We start from the raw sequence: 22,724 nt of genomic DNA, 5'->3' as shown, positions 1-22,724 counted from the left end.
CGAATACGGCGGACTGCCTTCGCCATTGTGCTATTGATTATTATGAGAGGTCTGATGATCTTTCTCAAATGCTAATATCAAAGCTGGCAGCAGCACTCCCCGAACCAGGAAAGTATCCATCAGGATACCGACTGCGACCATAAAGCCAAATACGAATAAATCAGCAATCGGCATCGTTGTCAGGGCCGCAAAGGTGGCAGCCAGGATAATACCAGCAGATGAAATCACTCCGCCCGTATTGGTCATGGCAATTTCCAGGGCCTTTTTTACACCATGGGCCTTTCTCTCCTCCATAAAACGGGAAACAAGAATGATATTATAATCCACTCCCAATGCCACCAGGAAGATAAAGGCATAAACAGGCACGCGGGTGCTTATCGCATCGAAACCGAACAGAACATCTACCAGGAAGCTTCCAAGACCCAATGCAGAAACATATGACAGCAGGATAGTCCCCACCATATAAATAGGCATTTTAATAGAACGGGTAAGGGCTATTAGGAGACCCAGAATTAAGACCGTTTCAAGGATCATGATCATCACAATATCTTTATTATTTACATTTCTCTCATCAACCAGCTTTGCCGTAACTCCTCCATAATACGCTTCCCCGTCAATAGAAAGATTCCGGAGCATTTCTGGTGATGACTCCTGGAGATTCTCCATAAAATCAATTGCCTCTCTTGAATAGGGATTCATCGATAAAGCCACACTCAACTTTAAAGCATTGCCATCCTCAGTTTGTCCATCCTTCCGGACTGATGCGATGCCGTCCAGACTTTCCAATTCTGCTTTGATTTCGTCCGTCTTTTCCTTCGACAGGGACTCACTGCTTTCAATGAGCAAAGTAGAAGGAGCAAGCTCTCCCTTATCAAACTGGGACTCCACAATTTCATATCCGACTCGGGACGGCAAATCTTCAGGGAACTTCTTCACTGTATCGAATTCAAACTCAATGTTCATCACATTGATTGCTGTCACAACCAGGAAAATCCCTGTCAAACCGCCGCTAATCCATGGTTTTCTGACCACCAGCCTTGCAATCGATTTCCAAAACGTGTGTTTCAGACCCTCTTTATCCCCATATTTCGGCACCTTCGGCCAAAACGCCTTACGTCCAAATAGGGTAAATAACGCAGGTACAAGCGTAATGGAAGCAAGCATAATAAAGAACATGGCCAGCCCGAATACCGGGGCAAAGTTCTGATAATCACGGAAATTAGCGAAAAATAAGACCAGCATGGCGGCCATTACTGTACCGCCCGCGAAAAAGACTGGCTCACCCGTAGCGCGCATGGCATTTTTCATCGCCGTATATTTACTCTCCACTTCATTAAGCCCTTCACGATAACGGGAAAACACAAATAAAGAATAATCAATAACAGCCGCGAAGAGCAGGATGCTCATAATGGAAGTCGTCGAGTTATTGATTTCCAGCCCGGCAGCCCCCATCAGTGCAACACTCTGATTTACCACCTGGTAGACGATGATCGTAGCCAGAAGCGGGATGAACGCAAGCAGCGGCGAACGATAAATGACAATCAGCAGCACCAATACAATCACAATCGTTGCTAGCAGCAACACGACATCTGCCTGTTCAAACAGCTTCGTCGCATCTCCTGCAATTCCCGCTGGCCCTGTAGTATAGAATTTTGTGCTTTCTAATGTATCCGCAATTTCATTGCCGATTTTTGATGCTCTATCGTTAATTTCTGAATAATCCTTGCTTCCAAGACCTTTTTCCAATTCCATCGGGACAATTACCGTTGATTCATCTACGGAAATGAACCCTTCCAATGCCTGGGGAGGAAGCTTGCTGATATCAACGATTCGATCAATCCCTTTAATATCTTCTGCAAGAATTCCTTTCACAATCTCATTGACTTCATCTAATTGAATATCACCGGATTTATTATGAAAAACAAGGATTCCTGGGGTTCCCTGCTCATTTGGAAATAACTCCTCTATCTTATTCTCAGCAATTATCGATGCCGCCTCATCAGGGAGTGATTGAAAATTACTCACTTTATAGTCGCCCAGCTTTGGCCCGGCACTTAAAGCTATCATCAGTACCAGCCAGACTATGATTGTGATCCACATCCCCCGTTTTGTTGATACCCAGTCTGTAATAGGGGTCAGCCATCTTTTCATTACATAGCCTCCTTTTTATTATTTGCTCCCCATTATAAATTTCTAATATAAATTCAATATCAACTTTTGTTTACAAAAAAGGCGCCTGGCCCCTCATACTTCAAAGAGGGACCAGGCACCTTTTTATAAAATTACTCTTCAAGCTAAATACGGAGATCGAAACTCCTCAACAAACAGCCCCGCCTCCAGGACATTCCTCCGGGCTTGGGGGCAATCCTTATTCGTACCAATAAACATATAATAGTCATAACCAAAATGAACAAAAAACTCTTTTCTGAAGCTTAATTTACACCAGACAGCTTCCCTCAAGGTTAACCTCGCCATTTCCGTGATTTCTTCTTTCCGGACGGCTTTCCCTATCCAGATATCTGAGAGTAAAAGCAGTTTCTCCTGGAGCGCTGCCGCTTCCGTCCACATCTCAAGAGCATTAACATAAAGTCTGTCCACGCCCGCCTCATCCATAAAAGCAGTGATGGCTTGAATGTAGTTTGTTTCAGTACGCAAGTATTCCTCTTCACCGACCTTGGTGCCTACCTCTGAAAAGCTAGTCCATTCGCTGTCATCGAGATAATTGCCGTATGCATCCCTTTTTTGAGGATCATATTTTGTCACTCTATAATAATTCACTATGCACCTTCCTAACGTTGGGGTATGGGGAAAGTGCCAAGGGGTCAGGTCCCCTGGCCCTACTTCAAAAAGTGAGTCAAGGGACCTGTCCCCCTGGCTCCTTCAATCTTGTATGGTGATGCCGGGACATCGCTTTTTTAACTCAGCAATAAACTCCCTTTTCTCTTTTGGAGAAATTTTTATACTTCCGAAGGCTGTTGTTTTGTTGAAAATTTCAAGGGCATGCCATACAAGCACACGTTTGTTTACCTGTGCCTAAGCTGCGGAGAATACTCTCCGCAGCTTTTTTAATTTTAGTAAAAGGGGATCGTGCCGATGACTCAGGTATCAGAGCAAAACAAAAATTATATTAAAATAAAAGAAGCCCAGAAAAAATATCATATAGAACTTCTTCATCTTCAATTTGTTGATTTAGAAGGAGTCCTTAAGCATGTGACCATTACCTTTGATCAGCTGGACGATGCCTTAGAGGGGAAAATCATGTTCGATGGCTCCTCCATACAAGGTTTCAGCCCTATCAACCAATCAGACTTATACCTTAAGCCGGACATAAACACTTTTTCCGTCATTCCATGGTCGATAGAAGAAGGATATAGTGAAGCCAGGCTTTTGTGCAGCGTGGCCAATCCTGATGGCACCCCATTCGAGGGTGACCCCCGCAATGTACTGAAGAGGACGGTCGAGAAAGCGGCAAGCTATGATTATTCAATCAGCATCGGTCCGGAACTGGAATTCTTTTTATTTGGGATGGATGAGAGTGGCAATCCTACGACAGTTCCTCAGGATAGCGGAGGATATTTCGAACCGGCCCATGACCTGGGTGAAAAAGTCCGCCTGGAAATCTACCGGACCTTAAAGGCCATGGGATTCAAGATTGAGGCCTCCCACCATGAGGTCGCAATGGGCCAGCATGAAATTAACTTTAAGTTCATGGATGCCCTGGCATCAGCCGACAATGCCATCACATATAAATGGATCGTGAAAAATTTCGCCAAAAACTTCAACCTGCACGCCTCCTTCATGCCGAAGCCAGTCCAGGGATTGAACGGTTCCGGCATGCATGTGAATATTTCACTGTTTAAAGACGGGCAGAATGTATTTTTTAACGAAAATGATCCAAACGGACTCTCGGAAGATACTTATTATTTCATAAACGGCCTGATGAAAAACATTGCGACTCTTACAGCCATCACCAATCCGACAGTCAATTCCTATAAGAGGCTTGTCCCGGGGTTTGAAGCGCCTTGCTATATGGCCTGGTCCACATGCAACCGGTCGACCCTGATCAGAATTCCCTCATCACGGGGAGCCGCAACCAGAGTGGAAGCACGCCATCCCGATCAATGTGCAAACCCTTACCTGGCTTTTTCGGTGATTGCAGAAGCAGGGCTGGAAGGAATCCGATTAAAGCAAAGGCCTGCCGATCCCATTAATGAAGACATATACAGCATGCCCGAATCCAAAAGAGAATTACTCCGGATCAGCCACTTACCGGACAATCTGGAAACAGCACTCGATTTATTGGCAGACAGCCCTCTCGCAAGAAAAATTCTCGGCGATCACATTTTCAGGAAGTTCATTTCTCTAAAAAGAGCTGAGTGGAAGGAATACCGGAACACAGTGCACGACTGGGAGCTTAAGAGGTATCAGATGAAGTTTTGAAGATGTGGGGCCGGGGGGTCAGACCCCTTGGCCCAGTCTCAAAAAGAGCCAGGGGGTCTGGCCCCTTAGCTCTTTTTCTGTAAAAAATTGGTGATTACGAGACTCCAATTGATTAAAATAAAAGATAGATTGAGAGCGGGGAGGAATCTAATATTAAATCGCTGATTGGGAGAATAATCTCAGCAACAGGCATACTGTTTTTCATTTCTTTGCCACTTACCATCTTTTTGGTCCTATTCTTAACTGTTATGTCCACAGACTCAGATGAAAAAGGAGCCATAACATTTAGCCTGCTGCTGCTGGCTGCCTATATCATCCTTGTTTTAATTTACATAGTCCTTGTTTCCCTTAAGCAGTTTCTCTGGAACAAGTACCAGCTACGGCAGAAAATACTTAATAATTGGGAAAAGTACAAGATTGTCTTGATTATAGCAGGCATTCTTTTAATCTTGCTATTCCGCGGTCCACTGATCGCTATTCTTAGTATATGGTTCATTGATTGGGTTTCTGAAAGAATGAAGAATTGGAAAGCATCTACGGTCTGGTTCTTTGCCCTTGCTCCATTCATATTGCTTATTATTTATATTTTATTGATTGTAGGCATGGTTGGTTAAAAAGGCCGGGGGGTCAGACCCCTTGGCTCTTCGTCCTATCTTCCCAATACATTCCGCTGATCCTTCCTGACGGCTAAAAATAAAGCTGCAAACCAACCTATCAAACTCCACCCTAAGAATATATTTATGAAGTATATTACTACTCTGTTAGACTTATTTTTTCTCTTGGCTATGATGCTAGGGATAAAATAAAAAACTACCCCAATAAGTAAAGGTATAATTTCCATTAAAACTCTTCCCCTTCAGTTTGTTTGAGTCCGCAGATACCGTGGGGACAGGCCCCTTGGCTCAACTTCAAAATGAGCCAAGGGGCCTGTCCCCCTGGTTCTTACCCAGCAGCTATTACAATATAAACTCCATTTTTCTGCTCTTCGTTGTCATCCCAATAGACCTGTAAAATTCAATGGCAGATGCATTTTCCTCAGATACTCCCAGTTCAATACTATCAACTTGGAGGCTTCTCCCAAGATCGAAAATGTATTCAGTAAGTTTTTTTCCGATACCTTTCTTTCTTTGTGCTTCAGCAACACATAAACTCTTTATATACAATATCTTCCTCGCCTTAACAAAAGTATTTTCCTTTACTTCTTCTTCCTTTGCCACTGTAACACCGACAATTTTATTAGATATCACAGCCACAAAAATATGGTGTTTTCCATCGATTAATTGGCTTTGAAAAAAACCCCTTTCGACTGGAGCCAAATTTTCTTTGTACAAATCGGGTCTTACATCAACATGGAATTCATGAACCTGTCTAAATAAAGGCAGCAATGACTCATAATCACTTTGATTGGCATTTCGAATTTGTATATCCATATTTCTCTACCTTTCATTGATTTTCTAAAGGTAACCAGCCCTATTGTTGTTTAAGAAAAGCCACTTGGGATTTCGCAGCTGTTCGGAGATATATGCACTCTTAGGGCGGGTTTGAACAGGCCCCTCGGTTCTTACCTATGCCCCTCTTTACGCGCCTGTATATATCCATAATAACCACAGGTGCCATTCTGGGATAAGTCTTTCACTTCAAAACCGCAGGTCTCATAGAATTTGAAATTGTTTGCTGAAGTATGTGCAAACCAATCTCCATGAGGAAGCTTCTGTACACATAGTTCAACAAGTTTTTTTCCTATGCCCCTTCCGCGATATTCTGATAGAACAGCCAAATCCATTATATTTGCAACCATGATCTGGTCAGAAATCACTCGTACCATTGCAATTATTCTGTTCTGATCCCAAACTGTAAATGCCCAGGTTGAGTTTTGGAATATCAAAGTAAACTTCTCTTTCTGCCAGGATGGCGTATTCCTTGCCCATCCGGCATCTTCAAAGAGAGCTTCAACTCCATCAGCTGGAACACCCTCAGTACCTTCCCGAATTACCAATCCATTGAAATATTGATACATATGTATTCCCCCTTTATAAGGCTTAACCTGATTTATTCTCGATGCTGTCTGAAATTCCCTTTATTTTTAAGTGCGCCAGGGGGACAGACCCCTTGGCCCACTCTCAAAAAAAGCCAAGGGACCTGTCCCCCTGGCTCACAATGGAAATGAATTGCCACAATGTGTAAAATACAGAAAAAGAGATTAAAAGGAGTTTTTCTATGAGACTTTTAGTGCGCGGTGAGAGAGCAATGCTTGATGACTTTAGTTCTTCTAAACAGCTGGAGGTTGCAGTTGAGGTTCAGTCCGGGATGGAGGTTGATGTTACATGCTTCGGCCTGGATGGAGATAAAAAGCTTTCAGATGATAGATATATGATCTTTTATAATCAGCTTCAGTCACCTGCCGGGGAAATCAGCATGAAAGCCCACAGCAGCGGCGCTGGTACATATGAAATCGATTTGGACAAGCTGCATCCGTCCGTAAAGAACCTAGTATTTACGGCGGCAATTGACGGGGAAGGTACCATGTCAATGGTTTCATCCGGTACCCTCACTGTGAAAGCAGGCGGACAGCCCATTTTGCAGTACAGCTTCACAGGCAGCGATTTTCAAAATGAAAAAGCAATCATAATTGGCGAGTTATACTTGAAGGATATTTGGCGGATAGCCTCGGTGGGAAAAGGCTTTGATGGAGGCCTGGCAGCACTCCTTCAGCATTTTGGCGGAGAAGTGGCCCAAGACGAAAGCGGCCCGGCACAGCAGTCTGCTCCAGGAATAGCACCAGCCCAGCCCCAATTACAACAAACAGCGCAAACCCAGCCTGCTCCGACACAGCAGCCGGCCAACAGCAAAAAAGTCATGCTGGAAAAGAAGATGGAGCAGAAGGCGCCAAAAATTCTCGACCTTTCGAAAAAAGTGAAGGTGTCCCTCGAAAAGGCAGGCCTTCAGGACCATAGCGCCAAGGTGGCATTATGCCTTGATATTTCCGGATCTATGTCAAGCCTGTACCGTTCCGGAAAGATCCAGGAATTTGCCGAGCGGATTCTGGCACTTGGCACAAGGTTCGACGACGATGGTTCGATTGATATCTTCCTTTTCGGCCAAAATGCCCATCATGCTGATGAGCTGACCATTGATAATTTTGATGGATTTGTAAACAGGCTGAACCAGGCTTATCCGCTCGAAGGCGGCACTTATTATGGGAAGGTAATGAAAGAACTTCGCCAGCATTATTTTGGATCTGCGGGAAAACGCTCCAGTCCGGAAGCCCGTAATATGCCGGTATACGTCATGTTTGTAACCGATGGCGCCACCTTTGATGAACGTGAAACGCGGAATCACATCCAGAACTCTTCCTACGAACCGGTTTTCTGGCAATTCATGGCCATCGGCAAGTCCAACCGCGACGCAAGCAAAAAGAAAGGCCGGCGCGGATTCTTCAAGGCCATGTTCCAATCTGATTTCACCTTCCTCGAAGAACTGGACAACATGGACGGGCGCTACCTCGACAATGCCGACTTCTTCAGCGTCGAAGACCCGAAGGCGATAGCGGAAGAAGAGCTTTATGACTTGCTGATGCAGGAGTATCCGGAATGGGTGAAGAAGGCCAGGAGCGGGGGGTTGATTCGGTGAGCCAGGGGGACAGGTCCCTTGGCTCATCTCTGGAAACCATAGGAATTCTTTTTGTCATTTATTTCGTAAGCGATCTCCTGGAGTTTCCATACCTCTTCTTCAGGAAATGATACAGTTGAAATGTCCTTTGCAACTCCAAATAGATTAAACGACTTTATGGTGATACTATCTTTCTGGTGAAATATAAGGTCAAATCGATTCGGCAATTATAAACTAACAGATATGAGAGGCCGACGACTACGATAAGAAACAATAGGAACTTAGATTAATTTTTAATCTTAATTCGATTCGGATTACTCACTATATACCCGCCTCCTTAAAGAGCCACAGGGACAGGTCCCTTGGCCCAGTTTCAAAAAGAGCCAAGGGACCTGTCCCCATGGCTCAAAGCTTTCCCGCTATTCCTCAATCCCTTTTCTGCCAAGCACAATTTCTTTCATTTCCTCTGTCCCAAAAGCACCCAAATTCAATACATTTTCATCCGGCCAATAAACGAAGTTAAAAGACGAACCATCCATAAGGTGGATCCTCAAAAACACTCTATTATCACTGTTAATTTTCTTGTGAGCTTTATCATAACCTGCATATTTCAGTGAAAGGAATTCTTCAACGAAATCAACTGTTTCCTGCTCTGTAAAATCAGATACATGACTCCCATCATAGTCGCTTTCAAGGCTCATCTTCTTCACCTTGCCTTCTATATCTAATAGTTCTGAGATTGTCTTCGCTTTCTTGTTTTCACTGACTTGATAAACTTTATTGCCCGCAAGCACTCTGAAATCAGATCTGTACCCGGCAATTTCAAAAATTTCTGTCCCAACAGGAAGAAATGCAGCATCACCATTTCTCAGCTTATGATTGGAACAGGCGTTGTCTGCTAACATATACCTGACTTCGCCTATTTTTTGCCCTTTTTCCGGAGCTTCTCCTTCCGATAACCCTTCATCTTCACCCTCGTATTTAATGCCATTTATCATCACTACATCTACCCAGGATATCTCTGCATCCGGACATCCGCCGACTGCATTCTTGAAGCTAGAACACGCAGATAATACGAAAACCAGTAAAATGAACAAAACGCTAAGCTTTTTGGCCAAACAACCACCCCTTTAACGATACGTTGCCTTTATTTATACAGAAAAACCTATAGCATCCCCTTTAGTCTGAATACAAACTTTCACCTTCAACTTTTAATATTGTAAAATAAGGAACCAGCAGTGAACCTAAAAAGGCCAGCAGAATTCCACCGCCGAGGTCTAAATAAATGTTGTCAAAGGGAGCTATGATACCGGCAAAAATAGTCAATGGCCCTATTACAAAAAAAGTATTTACCAGCCTTCCCCCCAATGTTACATAGTGTTCAGAGCCACAGTTGTCACATATTACTGGCTGGTTTACTTCTCTCCATAAAATACGATATTTTTTCCGCCAGTTGAATGGAGCATGGCATTTCTTACAGTTTTGCAAATAGCTAACACCCATTCTTTAACCTCCACTATCCATCTGCAATTCCTTCTGAGCGCTCGAAGCTGTTGTGAGCCAGGGGGTCAGGTCCCATGGCCTGACTTGAGCCAAGGGGACAGGTCCCTAGACCCAACCTCAAAAAGAGCCAAGGGACCTGTCCCCCTGGCTCTTACCTATGTGAATCATGAATAGGACTGAACAGATCCTCCTCGGCATTCCTGACAACGGAGAAATGCTCCACATTGTAATGGCCATGCAAGGTCTTGTTATGATGCTTGATGATCTGTTCGGCCGGCAGCACGTCACTGTCCGCTGTTGAATGGCCATCACCTACTAAAGTGACATCAAAGCCGCTGACTGTCGCCGTTCTGACCGCAGTGTCAATGCAGTACTGTGTGGCACAGCCCATAATCACAAGATGTTCAATCTCTTGGGCACGCAAATGCTCTAAGAGCCCTGTCCCATGAAAGGAGTTAGTGGCCGTCTTATTGAAAATCACCGCATCCTCAGGAACCTGAATCCCGTTATGGACTTGAAATCCTTCTCCTTCCCCTCCTGCAATATCAAGGTCTCTGACAAAAACAGCCGGAATATCCTTTTCCCTTGCTTTGCCAATAACCAGATTGATATTTCGGATCAGCTGCTCTTTATTAAAAACCGGACTGCTCTCACCATGACTTCCGTCAATCAATGCCTGCTGGGCATCAATCACCAATAATGTCTGCTTCAAAATGATTTCCCCTCTCAAACATAAAATGATGTTGGCTAATTAACTGCTTCTTCTATCTCCCTTGTAACCATCCATCTCTCGTTAATCAGGCCCCAATTTTCAATGGTAAACAACCTTGCCAGTATCTCCCCATCCTTCACAATCAACTGTTCATAAAACACGACTGCATTTTCGTTATTTCTTAGTCTGATGACCCTGTTTTCAAACCTCTTCTCCGCCCCAAGAAAATACCTGATCGATTGTCCCATGCCGTCTACCGCTTCTTGCTTAGTGAAAAAGACTGGTTTTTCATTCCCGCCATTGAAAAAGGCCACATAATAATCATCGGCCATCTTTTCTGCCAGGGATGTATCCCCTGAGTTCATAGCATGGCTCCAGCCGCGAATAAATTCATCATGCATTTTGGTGAATTCGTCTAAGCGATTATAGACTTCAAGCATTGTCATCCTCACTTTCATTTTCCGCTTAAAGCTCTATTTCGGCAGGGAGAGGTGGATTTCCTTCTTGGAGCCGGTGAATGAAAAGAACCTGTCCCCAATTTGGGTACAGGCACCTTTTTTAAGTATGTAAAGGCCGTAAGCAGCCTACTGATTCAAAATAAAGATCGATAAATCTCCCCAATAATCCCCTTCATCTGATGAACCCCCGAGTCCGTATTCATCATGATGACAAGGCCGGCCCCCTTATATGGATAAGCAGCTATCATACATTGAAAGCCGACTCCCCATCCAAGAGAGGAGAGTTCAAGCTCTTTATCCGATCCGTCTAAAAACACACCTAGACCTGCCCAGTCTTTGCCTTGCTGCTGGATTATTTCCTTTGCTTTCTCTGCAGAGAGACCTATTTTGCTCTCACCATTTATTGCATTCATCAACTCAATAACCAGCCCGGCTAATTCAGCAGGGGCTGTCCATAGCCCAGATGCCGCTGGATATGGATAAACAGAGTACTTTTCCTCAATCAACTGTCCATTTTTGTCATGTCCGCAAGCATAATTCTTACCCGAAATCATCCTTGGAAAAGAGCTGTTCTCCATTTTTAATGGCTCAAAAATCAACTCATATGCGAGCTCCTCAAATGATCTTCCAGTCACATCTTCAATCAGCAGCTGCACAATGCAATAGCCGGCATCTGAGTAATGAAATTCACTCCCTGGCCCATATGCCGCCTCTATGGGGACACTGCAATATGCTGTTTTTCCTTCCAGCAGCTCAGCCATTGAGGATGCTTCGTTTCTAAAATCCAACTCCATAAAACTTCCCGCCGGATCCACCACTCCTGATTGATGGCTGAGCAGCTGGCGCAGGGTGACCTTTTTTTCCACAGTGACCCTATTATCAGGAACCTTCCAGCTTTGCAGCCTGTGATTGATATCCTCATCCAAATGAAGAACCCCTCGTTCCGCTAACACCATCACCAGCATTCCTGTCAGGAACTTGCTTATTGAGCAGGCATTGAATATAGATTCTTCCTGCACAGCATTGTCAGTTCCCGCTTCCAACAGCCCATATTGCTCCAGCCTGCTGATCTGGCCATTTTCAATCAGCGCCAGACTCAGCCCCTTTACCTGATAATAATCCATCCGTTCCTTTACGTTGATGAGATTATGTCCCATTCCGCACCCCTGTTTTTTTAACATCATTATACCATTTAGTGGAAAGTACTTTCTCTTACCATATAAAAAAAAGCCTGTTCCCCTCATTGGTAACAGGCTTTTAGCAGTGTGATAAAGACAAACGGATAACCTCCTCTTAAGGCAGTGCCGCGCCAGCTTTCAAGATTCTACCGGCTAAAACGCATCTTCTCAATTAAATGTTGTAAAGCATACAATAAATACGCTTTATAGTGGATATAGAGAAAGAACTGGAAATAGCTGATACGAGTTAGGCGGACAATCTTTACCTTCTTGAGAAATGGCAGGAAAACCCATGCGAAAACCACATGAAAAAGAGCATTTAGCAGGATGAATTTTTTAAAATTGCCGTATGAATATTTAAGGATCCACAGAGAAACTGGCATATAAGGACCTATATCAAATGGCAATTCATCCCTTATAAATGATTTAGGCTGATCATAAAATTTCCACCACTTTTTATGACGTCCATAAAGATGGTTCGTTATCTCAAATATACTGATGATCGCGCCTGCAATTCCATATCGCTTGAAGCTGCGCTTACCGATAAACAGCAGCGAAAACCAAGGAATCATAATGATCGATAAATTAAATACCACATGCCGCCTCGATAACATAAATGAACTTCACCTCACCCTGAGCGGTTCCTATCTTTATAAGGTATCCAGATAAGAGGAAAAAATCCAGTTACTGATTGCAAAAGGACTTCTCGTTGCAAAGTTGCTCTTACCACCAAAATTGCCCAGCAGGATTGTTTCACATGGAACATAAAAACCAGGGGGACAGACCCCCTGGCCCATTCTTAAAAAGAGCCAAGGGACCCGTCCCCCTGGTTCCTCAAAACCCCAGCCAATTCCTCCAGTCTTCCCCGGGATTCAACTAGATATCGCATTCCTTCTTTCCGCAGGTATCCCTGTTCACAGAACTGGGCGAGTACATGCAGCAGATGCCGATAGGAAACTCCGAGGAAGTCGCAGACGGTTACATGCTTCTCTTTATACAAATCCCCGTCCGCTGTTTGCAGGATGAAGTCTGCAAGGCGGTTTTCGAGCGGGAAGGCGAGGCTTTGGGAGTATTTAGCAGCCATATTGGTGGCTTTGAGGCTGAGGAATTTGGTGAGTTCACGCAGGAATAGCGTGTCCTCGAGCATTTGATTACGGTATTGGTTTAGGGGAATGGCAAAGCAGATGGTGCGGGTGGAGGCCTGGATGCCTTTTGTGTAGTAGACCTCATGCAAAAGCTCCATCTCGCCGATATAGTCATGAGTGTTAATGAAATTGATGAGAGAGACTTTGCCGTTTTGATAGGTGATGTAAATTTTGGCTTTTCCTTCGATAACATAAAAGAGGTAATCAGGGCGCATACCTTCGCGTATGATCCATTCGTCGCGCTGGTATTCGTGGACTTCGATGCCTTCTTCGATAGGAAATGAGAAAAGATGGGCAATGCTGTGCTTCTCAAGGTGACGCTGCTTTTCTTTCTTCTGAACTTTTTTCATTTTGCATCCCCGCTTCCTTTTTCTCTCAAAACAACCTCAAAGTATGAGATATCTCATATTATTTTACTTTTCCTCTTGGTATGATGCAATCATTGGAGGAATGAACGATGAATTCACAACGCTGGATGAGTAGACAATTTTTTAGTTTCTTTTTTACCTGGGGGATCTTTCTTCCCTATTGGACCGGATGGATGATCCATACAAAGGGAATGACGGTTGGCCAGGCTAGCCTGATTATGAGCCTGGGGCTTGTAGTGCGCGGCTTGTCAACACTGTTTGCCTTCCCCTATCTGTCAGGGAAATTCAGCAGCAAGGTATTGATCAATGGAATGGGCATCGGGACTTTCGTTATCCTGCTGCTTTGCATCCCGGCTGATTCGTATTCGACTTTGCTTGCTGCAGTTCTTTTTCTGCACTTCTTTTATCCGACCCTGATGCCGGCGATGGACACGGCTGCCGGTGTGCTTGTGCAGCATAAGCAGCTGAAGAATTACGGGAAGAGCCGCTCATGGGGATCTCTGGGGTTCATTATCAGCGGTCTGATCCTGACGATGTTCACTGGCCGGTTCGGGGACGGCTTCATTCTTTGGGGGCTGCTATTCGGTGTATTTATGCTAACCTGCCTGGGGATGATGCAGGCTCCTGATGTGCTGTCCCAGAAGCCAAAGGCGGACGCCAGGAGCAGAGGCTCGCTGCTGAGGCCATTCAAGGCCCAGCACTTCGGGATTGTGCTCGTGATCGTCATCCTGCTGCAGGCGGCACATGCCTCTTATTACAACTATGGCTACATTTTTCTGCAGGAAATCGACGCGCCGAAATACATGATCGGAGCGATCCTGAATATTGGGGTCGTCGCAGAAATCCTGTTCTTCCTTGTCGCCGACCGCGTCTTCCGCAATGTTTCACCCGGTTCCCTGCTGGCACTAGCGGCTCTCGGCAGCACCGTTCGCTGGATCCTTGTGTTCGCCTTCCCGAATGTAGCGATGTTCTCGGTGTCGCAGCTGCTGCACGCTCTCTCCTTCGCCATGGGGCATTATGCATTCATGAAATACATGATTCAGTACATCCCGCCGAAGGATGTCCCGATCGCCCAGGGCATCTACTCTGCGCTCGCCCTCAGCTGGAGCACGGCAGTATTCACCATCTTTGGCGGATACCTGTATGAGATTGAGCCAAGATATGCCTTCCTCGGGATGCTGGTGTGTACGGTGCCTTCGCTGATTGTGGCGCTGGTTTATCGGAGGATGGCGCATAAGCAAAATATTGCTGGCGTCCATGCTGCTGTAAAAGGTGCTTAAAAGAGAAAAGCCTGGACGTTGCGTCCAGGTTTCTTTTATTTTAAAAGCAGCAGGCCAAGCTGCTTTTAAAATGAAATATTCAAAAATCCACCTTTAACCAGGTACAGGCAGATTGATAAGACTCAAGTACTCTTGAAACCTTATCATGTTTCATTCGTAATAAAACATGGAGGTGCTTGTATGTATTTTCCGTCCCGAAAGGACTCCTGGCTGACCATACTTATTTGGCTATTTGCTTTTCTTTTTATTATCCCGCCTGTATTTTCCCCTGATTTCGGAGTATGGCTGACACCTGAATTCCTTGATAAACAATGGATAAAGATAGTTGTCCTCTGGTCAGTTGGTTTCTGTTTATTATGGATTTGGTTCAAAACCGGATATACAATAAAAAACGATTCTCTCCAAATACAATCTGGCCATTATAAGAAGGAAATCGACATTAGTGAGATTCGAAGCATTAGAAAAACAAATAATCCTTTTACAGCTCCCTCGCTTTCCATAGATAGAATTGAAGTCAACTATGGAAAATATAATACAATACAGATTTCACCTAAGAACTTAGATGGATTTATCAGTGAATTAAAAATGAAGAAACCCCATATTCAAATAAAAAAGTAGACCAAAAGCTACTTCACCTGTGAAAATCCCTCTGCATCTTCATTTAATTTCTAGAAGTTATCTCAAATAAACCTGGGCTCAATCAGCATGTTATGCTGCCGGGACTTTTTCAGAGTGAATAGAAAAAAGCTGCAGCACTCCCCCCTGGAAGGCTGCAGCTCTTTCTTTATTCAGCGGTTGTGCCGGTTTCAACACTGGCTGGTTCTCCATCCAGGAACGCCTGGATGGCTTCTGTATTTTGTTCAAAGTCGATATCGAGCGCCAGCCCGATTCCGTCATATCTTTCATTGGTATATGAGTTTTCAACAGGAACGGTCAGAGTCTCCACTGTCTCCGGCTGCTTCAGGGCAAGGCTCTTCATTAAGCCGAGAAGGTCTGCACCCTTAAGGTTTGTCTGAATATAGGGCTGCACGGTGCCGAGCATCTTAGGCAGTTTAAGGACGCCATTAGCACTCAGGAGCTGATCCTTCATGGCATTGATGACCTGCTGCTGGCGGCGGACCCGTCCGAAATCAGCTTCGGCATCTTTGCGGAAGCGGGCATATCCAAGCAGTTCCTGACCATTCAGCCGTTGGAGCCCCGGCTCGAGGGAGACACCGATATTAGCGGACATCTGCTTCTCTACATCGATTTCAATCCCTTCCGGAGCAAGAGCATCAACCACTTTTTCAAACCCTTTAAAGTCGATCAGGGCATAATATTCAATATCCAGGTCAAAATCATTTTTCAGCGTTTCGCGGAGCAGGTCCGGTCCGCCCAGATAAAATGCAGTGTTGAGTTTGTAATTTTTATAGCCTGGGATTTCTGTGTAGATATCCCTCATGACGGAAATAACCTTGGCCGTTCCTTCCTTCGGGTCATATTGTGCGACCATGATAGAGTCTGTGCGTGACTTTTCTTCATCCGGACGTGCATCGACTCCAAGCAAAAGGACATTGATCTTATCATCAAGGCTTTTCACCCCATTGAACTCAATATCCTCTTCTTTTTGCTTCGCCTTCACCGGGTCAGCCATGTCCACACCCGCCTGGTATTGGTAGGCGAAATAGCCGCCGGCTGCCACAATCAGCAGCAGCATAACAGTGAATACTTTCCATCCGCGTTTTTTCTTTTTATTGCGTGCTAGTCTGCTCATGTTATCTCCAATCCTTTATATAGTCTTTGTTTTTTTCATCGGAAGGGCGTTCATGGCCCAATGGATCACCACGGCATCGTCTAAATATCCGACCGGAAAGAGGTAATCCGGGATGCAGTCAACAGCGGCAATGAAGTAAAGGAGGGCGCCTCCCATCAGGGCAAGCTCCGTCTTCGTGCCTTTTTTCAAGGAGAATTTCTCGTACATTTCCTGCAGCTGCTGGATAAAGGGTCCCATGCCTGCCACTTTTTTGACCTTCTCATCAAACTGGCTGAGAATCCTCCCGGTCCCTTCCCCTGTCTGTGAAAGCTCTTCATATTTTGCCAGCTCTTCCTTCACATCTTCAAGACGGAATTCCCCGTCCATCAGGTGGGCCGTTTCGAGGATATCCTGAATCTGGCCAATCGAGTCATTGCGCTCTGACGCGGGGCCGAGCGGATAGCCAGCGGCCTCATATAATCTGGAGATCGGAACGTTCAAATGCTCGGCAAACCGCTGCAAATGCTCAGGGGTCGCCTTGCGCTTTCCGTTGACAATCTTCGAGATCACCGCTGGATCGATCCCCGCCAGCTGGCCCAGCTTTCTCATAGAAAGTGACCGCTCTTTCAGCAGCCCCTTCAAAAGCCCGCCAATTTCCTTGCTATTCTCTGCCATGCTCTCTTTCCTTTCTAGCTATATCACTTCTATCAATATTACAGAGAGTGTTGACGTTTTGTCAACATTCCTCAGAAGGGAATGCTTGGTTAGGGCATTATCTGTTTGCGAGGGGATTTTTTTAACTGGCAGAAGGAATTTCCAGGCGCTTATTTGCGAGTTTTCGAGTTTATTTGCGAGTTTCGGGAGATATTTGCGACTCCTGGAAGATATTTGAAACTTCACCTTTTTACTTGCGACTTTCACCATATATTTGCAACCTGCCCATCTTGCGGGCACAAAAAAAGAGACCGTTCCGCACGGCCTCCCTCCCACTAATTCGCACTTACCCAACAATCCTAGTCCCATGAATCTCTCGAATATCCAGCTCTGCCGCAATCTCAGGAAGATTTTCATCCGTAATCCCGCCGCCCGGCATGATCGTAATCCGGCCTGCAGCGTGTTCCATATACTCCTGAAGACGCGGCAGATTCTCAAGGATTCCAGACTCAGATGGCCCGCCATGCGTCAGAACCCGGTTCACACCATGCTCCGCCAGCCAGTCTATGGCCTGCAGCTGCCTGTCATGCCGGATATGGTCAAACGCCATATGAAAGACAGTCTCCAGCCCTTCTGCAAGCTCCAATAAAACCTTCATAGCCCCTTCATCAATCCAGCCATCCTCCGTCAGGCAGCCGAACACCACGCCATCTGCGCCGAGCTGCTTAAGATGAATAATGTCTTCCTTCATAACCTCGATTTCTTCCACTCTGTAGACAAAATCTCCGCCCCGCGGCCTCACCATCGCCATGACTCCCGCATTATGCCTGCGGCAATAGTCGATTGCCTTCACGGCAACACCATGGCTGACGGTTGTCCCTCCGACCGAAAGATTATCGCACAGCTCCACGCGTTGGGCGCCTTTACTGATCTTCTCCGGAATCAGTGTCAGATTTTCTACACACACTTCCTTCAGCATCTTCTCATCCTTTCGGCTTAAAGCATGTCCCTTAAATTAGTTTGGATTGAATCGGGCAGCATTTGAAAAAACAGCCCCTCAAATAGGATATCCAATACGCCTGCTGCAATTAATAGAAGCAGCAGGATCACCAGCCATCTCTTTTTCGCCATCTTCATCCCCCTATCCTATAAAACCATTCACAAAGTACATGAGCGTTTCTTGTTCTTCATTGGTAAGCGGCCGGCCGTAAAACGCTTCAAGACCTTTTTTCATCTTATCCTGATCGCCTTCGTACGCTGCCACTAAGTGGGACAGAGTCCGGAGCAGGCTCGCCTCCGCCTGGTATTCTTCTTTTGTAATAGGCTTCCAGTGGGAGATGATATACGTATCCGCATTGAACATCTCAATTTTATCAAGCATGTCGAGTGTTGCCTTGGCCGTAAAACGCCAGGTTGGCGCATACATCTTCGGCGCAGTCGCATCGGCCAGAAAGGCGATCCGCTCTTCTTTTATATAAATAATGACCGAATCAGGGGCGTGGTCTCCGCCCACCTGCTTCAGGACGCAGGTGATGCCGCCAAGGTCGATCGTCATTTCATCCTTGAATGTTATGTCCGGCAGGCTGATCCGGATAGGCCGTTCCTGCTGCGGGAATTCTTCCTTGATCGCATCCGCACAGAACTGGATCTCAATTCCCTCCTCAACCCGCTCGTCCAGTGATCGGTCATCCCACTTAAATGGGACCAGTTTTTCCATCTCCACCCTTGTATCAACAGAGGCAATCGACGGAATATCCAGGGATTCAAGCCCAAAGATATGGTCCCAATGCCAATGGGTAATGGCTGCCACAGTTGGCTCCGGCCTACCCGCTTCTTTTAATTTTTCCAAAAATAGCTTTGCGTGTGCCGCAGAATTGCCGGCATCTATCATTAAGGTATGCTTATCCCCCGAGACAGCCATCAGGATCGGCCTGTCTGTCGGGCCGACAGGCGTTAAATATGAAATCCTGTCTGACCATAGAACCAATTCTTGCTCCATCATTCAATCTCCTTTGGCTGATTTCTATGCCCTTTCTTTATAGCATAATTCAGGGAGATAATCATGGCCATCTTAATGTACTCCTTTAACCGCAGGCACTTCTTCCTTCTTCTTCTTCCCTCTGTAAAAATAGACTACATACAGCAGAAGGAACCACACAGGCGTCAGCAGGAGCGCCGGCCTTGTTTCTTCGGCAATCAGCATGATCAGGAGGATCATCGCAAACAATGCGAGAACGAGATAATTCACTAATGGAGTGAACGGCGCCTTAAAAGCAGATTCCGCATGCAGCTCAGGGCGCGTTCTTTTATACTTCAGATGGCAGATCAGGATGACGCCCCATACCCAGATGAAGCAGATTGCGCTGATGGTGGTCACAATGGCAAACGCCTGTCCTGGCAAGAGCTTGCTTAAAAGAGCCCCCACTGATACGACCAGGGCAGACAGCCACAGAGCGTTGGCCGGTACATGCTGCTTATTCAGCCTGTTCAGACGTGCCGGTGCCTGATTGTTTTTGCTTAGGCTGAACAGAATCCGGCTCGTTGAGAACAGCCCGCTGTTGCAGGCAGATGCAGCTGAAGTCAGGACGACGAAATTGATGATTCCAGCTGCAACCGGGATCCCGATGAGGCTGAAGGTTTTCACAAAGGGACTTTCTGCTGCATTCAGGTCTGTCCATGGATTGATCGACAAAAGGACGATCAGGGCGCCTACATAGAAAAACAGGATGCGGAGCGGGATCTTATTGATGGCAGCCGGGATATTTTTCTGCGGGCTGCTCGTTTCCGCTGCCGAAACGCCAACGAGTTCCACGCCAACGAAAGCAAAGACTACCATCTGGAAGGAAAATAAGAATCCTGCCGCCCCGTTCGGGAATGCTCCGCCATGTTCCCAGAGATTGCTCAGCGAAACGGTTCCCGCATCGGTCTTAAATCCGGTGATCAGCAGGAAGATGCCGACTGCGATCAGCCCAAGGATCGTAATTACTTTTATTAGGGCAAACCAGAACTCCAGCTCCCCGAACAGCTTGACCGTCAGCAGGTTGAATCCGAGCAGGATAATCAAGGAGATGATGGCCGGCACCCATTGCGGGATGTCGAACCAGTATTGAACATAGACGCCGACTGCGATTACATCGGCCATCGCGGTCATGATCCAGCAGAACCAATAGGTCCAGCCTGTCACAAAAGCTGCCCGCGGCCCAAGATAATCTTCGGCGATATCTGTGAAAGATTGATAGCCCGCTTTTGATAAGAGCAGCTCCCCAAGTGCCCTCATGACAAAAAACAAGGCGGTTCCGACGAGCAGATATGCAAGGATGATGGACGGGCCGGCCTGCTGGATCGCTTTTCCGGACCCAAGGAACAACCCTGTCCCAATCGTGCCGCCAATCGCGATCAACTGTACATGCCGATTGGCTAAATCTCTTTTTAACTCCTGCTGTGCCATTCCTGATTCCTCCTCTTAAAATGGGGTCTGACCCCTTAGATGTGAACTATTGAACACAAAGTTTTACTGCAATAAAAAAAGAGACTGGGGAATCCCCAATCTCCTGATCATCAGAATAACGAATATAAAGGCAAGTCATAAAGCATGCCAAATGTATATCCAATACTCTTCTGTCCTTTTGCCTGAGATGGTGAACCCTTCGGCGCCGCGGAAACCCGCGGTCTCTCCAGAAGCTGCTCCTGCCACAGCACGACCCATGGCATTCATAGCTTGGTATGAAATTATACAGCAATATTTTTTATATAATAGTAGCGAACGGGTCGTTTGTCAACCGTTCCGTTTTCCTTCTCTAACAAAAAGAAAAAGGCGCCTCCCCGGGGAAGCACCTCTTGTACCATTATTTAGACAGATTCAAAGCCTTTTCGGAAACATAGAAATCTTTTCCGTTAAAGACCGTGACGCCATCGAGTTTTTTCGTGACAATCCTGTTGTTCTGTACGATATGAGCGATATTTTTGTTCACAGGCAGTTCGATCTTTGTCTTGCTTTTTTCTGCGATAAAGACCGGGTTGTTCGCATCTGTTACATCAATGCGGGTCTTGTAGCCTTTTTTCTCAAACGACTCTTTCGCATTGACGAACAGCTTGTCTGTAACGGATTTCAGGCTGAAGCCCATATGCTTTGCCATTGCTTTAGCAATATCAGTGTTATCGATCAATCCGAAAGGCCTTGATGGTCCATATGCGTACAAGAATACATCCTCGCCGGTATGCCCGCCAGTCGAGAAGCCGATATTCGCGCGGTTTGCGAGCATTTTGGCCATATCAGACTGCAGGTTTGCGGACGCCTTCAATTTATCGAGTTCTTCTTTTGTCAGATTATCCAATCCGTACAAGCCGGCCACTTTTTCCATGTTTGAGCGGTCTGCTTTCAGTTGGCTTAAAGCCCCTTCAAGTGTCATGGACGCTTTTTTCAGCGGGTCGATATAAGCTGATACAGGAATTTCCGGGTAATTGCTGTTTGTGTTGACGTTCCCCATTGTGATTCCGCTGTTTCCGTGGTCACTGACTGCGATGACCATTGTGTTGCCGTCTTTTTTCGCAAAATCGAGTGCTTCTTTCACTGCATCATCAAATGCCAGTACATCACTAAGAATTCCGACGGTGTCATTGGCATGCGCTGCCCAGTCCACCTTGCTTCCTTCAACAAACAGGAAGAAGCCTTCTTTGTTCTTGTCCAGCGTTGTGATCGCTTTTTTCGTCATATCAGCCAGAGAAGGCTGGCTGCTCTTTGCAGCCTTTCGGTCAAAGTCATAGGCCATTGCGGAAGGCGCAAATGAGCCCCAGATTTTATTTGATTTCGATTTTAGGAGGGCTTCCTTTGTCTCGACAAACTGGTAGCCGTTTTGGCTGATCACATTCAATAGATTCTCGCCATCAACGCGGGCATTCTTGGTTGTTCCTGGTGCCAGAGATTCTTTGCCTCCGCCAAGGACTACATCAATGCCCTGGTATACCTGCTGCTCGGCAATGTCCTGATAATTGCTGCGGTGCGCCGCATGTGATGAAAATCCTGCAGGCGTTGCATGCTGAATTTCAGATGTGGAAATGATTCCTGTCGACTTTCCAGCCAGCTTTGCCCCCTCGAGCACATTGGCCACCGGTCTGTGGGCATCCTTCTCGCTGACTGGAGAGACACCCGGTGTATTCACCAGTGCAGGCAGAAGCCCGATTACCTTGTCATTGCTTTTATTGCCTGTTGCTAAAGCCGTTGCAGCAGGTGCAGAATCCGTGATTGCCGATTCTGCGGAATGGGTGCGCACCCCCCCGATGAGGATCTCATCCATCGCCAGATTCCCGCCTTTGTACCATCTCGCCAGGTTAGTCGCCCCTGCGCTTGTCCCGTCCATGACCATCATAATGACATTGGCAGGCTCTTTCTTCTTGTTGTCCTTTGCCTCAGCCAGGTGATTGTTTACAGCAAATCCCAGAGAAGAAAACGCAACAGCCGCAGCCACAGAAATCCCGGCAACCTTATTCCTCAAATGATTCTTCATTTCAAATCCCCCTTTAATTGATAGTTTCTAATTATCAGCATAATGAGGATGTATTAATTTTCTTGTGATATTCTGTTAAGTGATTGTAAATTGCAGGAAACAGGACATATGGCATGTTTTATCCTTTGTTAAAAGTAAGAT

At 45.9% G+C, this 22,724-nt stretch carries 24 protein-coding genes and 1 riboswitch; of the genes, 4 read left to right on the top strand and 20 right to left on the bottom strand.

All coding sequences use genetic code 11. The annotated features are described in order from the left end of the window. Nucleotides 1-30 precede the first annotated feature (30 nt). The 3 genes from Q9R36_RS12075 to Q9R36_RS12065 form a co-directional block, all read right to left on the bottom strand. Nucleotides 31-2,151 carry an MMPL family transporter gene (locus Q9R36_RS12075; RefSeq protein WP_148949995.1) on the bottom strand — a complete coding sequence of 707 codons (2,121 nt, stop codon included), beginning with the start codon at nucleotides 2,149-2,151 and terminating at the stop codon, nucleotides 31-33. A 138-nt stretch (nucleotides 2,152-2,289) separates the two neighbouring features. Continuing rightward, complete coding sequence (locus tag Q9R36_RS12070; protein WP_148949996.1) at nucleotides 2,290-2,778, bottom strand: hypothetical protein; 489 nt, start codon at nucleotides 2,776-2,778, stop codon at nucleotides 2,290-2,292. Between the two features lie 102 nt (nucleotides 2,779-2,880). After that, entirely contained in the window at nucleotides 2,881-3,015 is a 135-nt protein-coding gene (locus tag Q9R36_RS12065) for a PH domain-containing protein (RefSeq protein WP_311225188.1), read from the bottom strand. 78 nt (nucleotides 3,016-3,093) lie between these two features. On the opposite strand from Q9R36_RS12065, the gene glnA reads away from it, so the two are divergent. Further along, the gene (gene glnA / locus Q9R36_RS12060) at nucleotides 3,094-4,440 is read left to right on the top strand and encodes a type I glutamate--ammonia ligase (protein ID WP_311225187.1); all 1,347 of its coding nucleotides are present in this window, start codon (nucleotides 3,094-3,096) and stop codon (nucleotides 4,438-4,440) included. 649 nt (nucleotides 4,441-5,089) lie between these two features. Here the strand turns inward: glnA and Q9R36_RS12055 are convergent. The 3 genes from Q9R36_RS12055 to Q9R36_RS12045 form a co-directional block, all read right to left on the bottom strand. Continuing rightward, nucleotides 5,090-5,281: a superinfection immunity protein gene (locus Q9R36_RS12055; RefSeq protein ID WP_009794622.1), complete on the bottom strand. Its 192-nt coding sequence runs from the start codon at nucleotides 5,279-5,281 to the stop codon at nucleotides 5,090-5,092. Between the two features lie 115 nt (nucleotides 5,282-5,396). After that, on the bottom strand, nucleotides 5,397-5,870 hold the full coding sequence (locus Q9R36_RS12050) for a GNAT family N-acetyltransferase (RefSeq protein WP_009794623.1): 474 nt from the start codon (nucleotides 5,868-5,870) through the stop codon (nucleotides 5,397-5,399). Nucleotides 5,871-6,001: 131 nt separating this feature from the next. Next, a complete protein-coding gene (locus Q9R36_RS12045; protein ID WP_009794624.1) occupies nucleotides 6,002-6,457 on the bottom strand; it encodes a GNAT family N-acetyltransferase in 456 nt (151 codons plus the stop codon). A gap of 200 nt (nucleotides 6,458-6,657) precedes the next feature. On the opposite strand from Q9R36_RS12045, the gene Q9R36_RS12040 reads away from it, so the two are divergent. After that, a complete protein-coding gene (locus Q9R36_RS12040; protein WP_311225186.1) occupies nucleotides 6,658-8,070 on the top strand; it encodes a VWA domain-containing protein in 1,413 nt (470 codons plus the stop codon). Nucleotides 8,071-8,468: 398 nt separating this feature from the next. Here the strand turns inward: Q9R36_RS12040 and Q9R36_RS12035 are convergent, their stop codons facing one another. The 7 genes from Q9R36_RS12035 to yeiL form a co-directional block, all read right to left on the bottom strand. Beyond that, nucleotides 8,469-9,167: a hypothetical protein gene (locus Q9R36_RS12035; RefSeq protein ID WP_009794626.1), complete on the bottom strand. Its 699-nt coding sequence runs from the start codon at nucleotides 9,165-9,167 to the stop codon at nucleotides 8,469-8,471. A gap of 61 nt (nucleotides 9,168-9,228) precedes the next feature. Further along, nucleotides 9,229-9,552, bottom strand: a complete 324-nt coding sequence (locus Q9R36_RS12030) for a TIGR04104 family putative zinc finger protein (protein ID WP_311225185.1) — start codon at nucleotides 9,550-9,552, stop codon at nucleotides 9,229-9,231. 151 nt (nucleotides 9,553-9,703) lie between these two features. After that, a complete protein-coding gene (locus Q9R36_RS12025) occupies nucleotides 9,704-10,264 on the bottom strand; it encodes a cysteine hydrolase family protein (RefSeq protein ID WP_311225184.1) in 561 nt (186 codons plus the stop codon). 35 nt (nucleotides 10,265-10,299) lie between these two features. Beyond that, on the bottom strand, nucleotides 10,300-10,704 hold the full coding sequence (locus Q9R36_RS12020) for a hypothetical protein (RefSeq protein ID WP_311225183.1): 405 nt from the start codon (nucleotides 10,702-10,704) through the stop codon (nucleotides 10,300-10,302). Nucleotides 10,705-10,856: 152 nt separating this feature from the next. Continuing rightward, nucleotides 10,857-11,879: a serine hydrolase domain-containing protein gene (locus Q9R36_RS12015; RefSeq protein ID WP_311225182.1), complete on the bottom strand. Its 1,023-nt coding sequence runs from the start codon at nucleotides 11,877-11,879 to the stop codon at nucleotides 10,857-10,859. A gap of 167 nt (nucleotides 11,880-12,046) precedes the next feature. Further along, nucleotides 12,047-12,514 (bottom strand): hypothetical protein, encoded by a 468-nt coding sequence (locus Q9R36_RS12010; protein ID WP_022544611.1) that lies wholly within the window; start codon nucleotides 12,512-12,514, stop codon nucleotides 12,047-12,049. Between the two features lie 185 nt (nucleotides 12,515-12,699). Then, on the bottom strand, nucleotides 12,700-13,395 hold the full coding sequence (yeiL, locus tag Q9R36_RS12005) for a transcriptional regulator YeiL (protein ID WP_311225181.1): 696 nt from the start codon (nucleotides 13,393-13,395) through the stop codon (nucleotides 12,700-12,702). Between the two features lie 107 nt (nucleotides 13,396-13,502). Between yeiL and Q9R36_RS12000 the strand changes: the two genes are divergently transcribed. Both Q9R36_RS12000 and Q9R36_RS11995 read left to right on the top strand, forming a co-directional pair. Then, nucleotides 13,503-14,693, top strand: coding sequence for an MFS transporter (locus Q9R36_RS12000; protein WP_101548566.1), 1,191 nt, complete (start codon nucleotides 13,503-13,505; stop codon nucleotides 14,691-14,693). Nucleotides 14,694-14,873: 180 nt separating this feature from the next. Next, on the top strand, nucleotides 14,874-15,311 hold the full coding sequence (locus tag Q9R36_RS11995) for a PH domain-containing protein (RefSeq protein ID WP_311225180.1): 438 nt from the start codon (nucleotides 14,874-14,876) through the stop codon (nucleotides 15,309-15,311). Nucleotides 15,312-15,477: 166 nt separating this feature from the next. Here the strand turns inward: Q9R36_RS11995 and Q9R36_RS11990 are convergent, their stop codons facing one another. The 7 genes from Q9R36_RS11990 to Q9R36_RS11960 all read right to left on the bottom strand — a co-directional run bounded on the left by Q9R36_RS11990 (nucleotide 15,478) and on the right by Q9R36_RS11960 (nucleotide 22,583). Beyond that, on the bottom strand, nucleotides 15,478-16,446 hold the full coding sequence (locus Q9R36_RS11990) for an LCP family protein (protein ID WP_311225179.1): 969 nt from the start codon (nucleotides 16,444-16,446) through the stop codon (nucleotides 15,478-15,480). 15 nt (nucleotides 16,447-16,461) lie between these two features. Next, nucleotides 16,462-17,100 (bottom strand): helix-turn-helix domain-containing protein, encoded by a 639-nt coding sequence (locus Q9R36_RS11985; RefSeq protein WP_311225178.1) that lies wholly within the window; start codon nucleotides 17,098-17,100, stop codon nucleotides 16,462-16,464. Nucleotides 17,101-17,425: 325 nt separating this feature from the next. Next, nucleotides 17,426-18,058, bottom strand: coding sequence for a copper homeostasis protein CutC (locus tag Q9R36_RS11980; protein ID WP_009794642.1), 633 nt, complete (start codon nucleotides 18,056-18,058; stop codon nucleotides 17,426-17,428). A gap of 17 nt (nucleotides 18,059-18,075) precedes the next feature. Next, nucleotides 18,076-18,210 (bottom strand): hypothetical protein, encoded by a 135-nt coding sequence (locus Q9R36_RS11975; RefSeq protein WP_009794643.1) that lies wholly within the window; start codon nucleotides 18,208-18,210, stop codon nucleotides 18,076-18,078. Between the two features lie 10 nt (nucleotides 18,211-18,220). Beyond that, nucleotides 18,221-19,081 carry an MBL fold metallo-hydrolase gene (locus Q9R36_RS11970; RefSeq protein WP_094767828.1) on the bottom strand — a complete coding sequence of 287 codons (861 nt, stop codon included), beginning with the start codon at nucleotides 19,079-19,081 and terminating at the stop codon, nucleotides 18,221-18,223. Between the two features lie 69 nt (nucleotides 19,082-19,150). Continuing rightward, the gene (locus Q9R36_RS11965) at nucleotides 19,151-20,527 is read right to left on the bottom strand and encodes an amino acid permease (RefSeq protein WP_129613100.1); all 1,377 of its coding nucleotides are present in this window, start codon (nucleotides 20,525-20,527) and stop codon (nucleotides 19,151-19,153) included. Nucleotides 20,528-20,687: 160 nt separating this feature from the next. Then, nucleotides 20,688-20,767, bottom strand: a riboswitch (glycine riboswitch). Nucleotides 20,768-20,924: 157 nt separating this feature from the next. Continuing rightward, a complete protein-coding gene (locus Q9R36_RS11960; RefSeq protein ID WP_129613099.1) occupies nucleotides 20,925-22,583 on the bottom strand; it encodes an alkaline phosphatase in 1,659 nt (552 codons plus the stop codon). Between the last annotated feature and the right edge of the window lie 141 nt (nucleotides 22,584-22,724).

The sequence above is a fragment of the Bacillus sp. AG4(2022) genome, from assembly GCF_031844465.1.
GTDB lineage: Bacteria > Bacillota > Bacilli > Bacillales > Cytobacillaceae > Bacillus_AB > Bacillus_AB infantis.
The sequence above is the reverse complement of the archived record's forward strand: the minus strand, read 5'-3'. Positions and strand labels throughout refer to the sequence as shown.

Excerpts from the sequence above, each read along its gene's own strand:
- Q9R36_RS11990 (WP_311225179.1), bottom strand. The coding sequence starts at position 16,446 with ATGAGCAGACTAGCACGCAATAAAAAGAAAAAACGCGGATGGAAAGTA.
- Q9R36_RS11975 (WP_009794643.1), bottom strand. The coding sequence starts at position 18,210 with ATGGCGAAAAAGAGATGGCTGGTGATCCTGCTGCTTCTATTAATTGCA.
- Q9R36_RS12010 (WP_022544611.1), bottom strand. The coding sequence starts at position 12,514 with ATGTTATCGAGGCGGCATGTGGTATTTAATTTATCGATCATTATGATT.
- yeiL (WP_311225181.1), bottom strand. The coding sequence starts at position 13,395 with ATGAAAAAAGTTCAGAAGAAAGAAAAGCAGCGTCACCTTGAGAAGCAC.
- glnA (WP_311225187.1), top strand. The coding sequence starts at position 3,094 with ATGACTCAGGTATCAGAGCAAAACAAAAATTATATTAAAATAAAAGAA.
- Q9R36_RS11960 (WP_129613099.1), bottom strand. The coding sequence starts at position 22,583 with ATGAAGAATCATTTGAGGAATAAGGTTGCCGGGATTTCTGTGGCTGCG.
- Q9R36_RS12015 (WP_311225182.1), bottom strand. The coding sequence starts at position 11,879 with ATGGGACATAATCTCATCAACGTAAAGGAACGGATGGATTATTATCAG.
- Q9R36_RS12020 (WP_311225183.1), bottom strand. The coding sequence starts at position 10,704 with ATGCTTGAAGTCTATAATCGCTTAGACGAATTCACCAAAATGCATGAT.
- Q9R36_RS11995 (WP_311225180.1), top strand. The coding sequence starts at position 14,874 with ATGTATTTTCCGTCCCGAAAGGACTCCTGGCTGACCATACTTATTTGG.
- Q9R36_RS11980 (WP_009794642.1), bottom strand. The coding sequence starts at position 18,058 with ATGCTGAAGGAAGTGTGTGTAGAAAATCTGACACTGATTCCGGAGAAG.
- Q9R36_RS12000 (WP_101548566.1), top strand. The coding sequence starts at position 13,503 with ATGAATTCACAACGCTGGATGAGTAGACAATTTTTTAGTTTCTTTTTT.
- Q9R36_RS12075 (WP_148949995.1), bottom strand. The coding sequence starts at position 2,151 with ATGAAAAGATGGCTGACCCCTATTACAGACTGGGTATCAACAAAACGG.
- Q9R36_RS11965 (WP_129613100.1), bottom strand. The coding sequence starts at position 20,527 with ATGGCACAGCAGGAGTTAAAAAGAGATTTAGCCAATCGGCATGTACAG.
- Q9R36_RS12030 (WP_311225185.1), bottom strand. The coding sequence starts at position 9,552 with ATGGGTGTTAGCTATTTGCAAAACTGTAAGAAATGCCATGCTCCATTC.
- Q9R36_RS12050 (WP_009794623.1), bottom strand. The coding sequence starts at position 5,870 with ATGGATATACAAATTCGAAATGCCAATCAAAGTGATTATGAGTCATTG.
- Q9R36_RS12040 (WP_311225186.1), top strand. The coding sequence starts at position 6,658 with ATGAGACTTTTAGTGCGCGGTGAGAGAGCAATGCTTGATGACTTTAGT.
- Q9R36_RS12055 (WP_009794622.1), bottom strand. The coding sequence starts at position 5,281 with ATGGAAATTATACCTTTACTTATTGGGGTAGTTTTTTATTTTATCCCT.
- Q9R36_RS11970 (WP_094767828.1), bottom strand. The coding sequence starts at position 19,081 with ATGATGGAGCAAGAATTGGTTCTATGGTCAGACAGGATTTCATATTTA.
- Q9R36_RS11985 (WP_311225178.1), bottom strand. The coding sequence starts at position 17,100 with ATGGCAGAGAATAGCAAGGAAATTGGCGGGCTTTTGAAGGGGCTGCTG.
- Q9R36_RS12045 (WP_009794624.1), bottom strand. The coding sequence starts at position 6,457 with ATGTATCAATATTTCAATGGATTGGTAATTCGGGAAGGTACTGAGGGT.